Genomic DNA, 1,741 nt, shown 5'->3' on the forward strand with positions numbered 1-1,741 from the left:
GGCCCGAGGTCGGCGTCCTGCACGCGCTCGGCGTCCCGCCCCGCACGCAGGCGCGCGGACGGGCCGCGGAGACCGGTGCGGTGCTCGCGCTCGCGGTCGTGGTCGGCACGGCCGGCGGGCTGGTCCTCGGCGCGGTCCTCGCGCCCGCGCTCGTGCGCGTCGTGGGTGTGGCTCCCGCGACGCTCGCCACGGTGCCCGCGCTGCAGCCGGTCGTCCTCGGGGTGCTCCTCGGCGCGGTCGTCGTGGGCTGCACCCTGGTCGCGCTCGACGACGCGGCGCGCGTGCGACGGCAGGCCGCCACCGCGACGGTCCGGGAGGACGCCCGATGAGCCGCCCCGTCCTGTCCCGCGCCCGGCTGGTGGGCCGGCAGCTGCGCACCGACCCCGCGACGGTCGTCCTCGTCGTGCTCGCGACGTTCGTCACGGCGTGCGTGCTGGCGGCGTGGCCGCGCACGGTCGACCGGGTCGTCGGGGCGGACCAGGCCGACGCCGTCGGGCGGCTGTCTGCCTCGCAGGTCGACCCGACCCGCTCGGGGTCGTGGCTCGTCGACACCGGTGCCGGGTCGGCGCAGGCGCTCGACGACCTGCGTGGGCTGGACGCGAGCCTGCGGGCCGTGACGGCCGACGCGGGGCCGGCCCTGCGCCCGCTGCTCGCCGAGCCGCGCGCGGTGCTCTCGACCGACCGCTGGCCCGCCGACCGCGGGCCACGCCCCGCCGGCATCGCGGAGCTGTCCGTGCGGATCCGGGTCGACCCGCTGCTGCCCGACCTCGTGACGGTCGTCGAGGGACGGCTGCCCGCGCCGACGGACGTCGCGCCCGTCCCGGCCGACGGCGCGCCGCTCACCGGGAACTCGCCGGACGCGCCGGTCGAGCTCGCGATGTCGGTCGCGTCCGCGGAGCGGATCGACTGGCATGTCGGGGAGACCCGGCTGCTCGGCGGGGGGACGGGCGTGACCGCGGTCCTCGTCGGCACGTTCGAGGCCCGCGACCCCGACGACCCGACGTGGACGCACCTCGACTCGACGTTCGCCCCGCAGGTCGTCGAGCACCCCGACAAAGGCACCCTCGTCGACGTCTTCCCGTACGCCGACGCGAGCGCCCTGCCGGTCCTCGCCGTCGAGGGACCGCTCGCCCTGACCACGTGGTTCGCCGTCGACACGGGCCCCACGGCGACCGCCGACCGCGGCGCCCTGCTGCGCGACCTGCGGGCGTTCCGCACCGCGACCGCGACCGACACCGAGCTCGACGCCGCCCTCGCGCAGCTCGAGCCCCGGCAACGGCTCGTCGTCACCGTCCTCGGCGTGCTCGCGGCCGGTCCGGCGGGGGTGGCCCTCGGCGTGCTGTGGCTCGCGGTCACGCTCGCGGTCGAGCGTCGGCGGGCCGCGCTCGTGCTGCTGCGTGCCCGGGGTGCGTCGGGGTGGTTCACGGGCGGCCTGTGCGCGGTGCAGGGGCTCCTGCTCGGCGTCCCCGCGGCGCTCGCCGGGACCGCGGTCGCCCTCGCGGCCGTGCCCGGTCCGGTCTCGTCAGGCGACCTGGTGCTCCCGCTCGCGACCGGCCTCGCGCCCGCCGTGCTGCTCGGTGCCGTCGGCGGGCGAGTCAGGGCGACCCGCGCAGCCCTGGCCGGGGGTGGGCGCCCGGCCGCCGGGGGAGCGGCGCGGACCGCCCGCTGGGTCGCCGAGGTGTGCGTCGTCGCGCTCGCGGTCGTCGCCGTCCTGGCCGTGCGGCAGCGCGGGCTGCAGGGC

The 1,741-nt window shown here is 79.2% G+C and carries 1 protein-coding gene and 1 pseudogene; both read left to right on the forward strand.

What is annotated here, in order from left to right:
* A pseudogene (locus CBZ_RS21275) lies at positions 1–329 on the forward strand (hypothetical protein); the annotation flags it as partial.
* Positions 326–1,741, forward strand: a 1,416-nt coding sequence (locus CBZ_RS20295; RefSeq protein ID WP_130783224.1) for an ABC transporter permease family protein, incomplete at its 3' end; no start/stop codon positions are given. The pseudogene CBZ_RS21275 and the gene CBZ_RS20295, both read left to right, overlap by 4 nt.

It is taken from the genome of Cellulomonas biazotea, assembly GCF_004306155.1.
Classification (GTDB): Bacteria; Actinomycetota; Actinomycetes; order Actinomycetales; family Cellulomonadaceae; genus Cellulomonas; species Cellulomonas biazotea.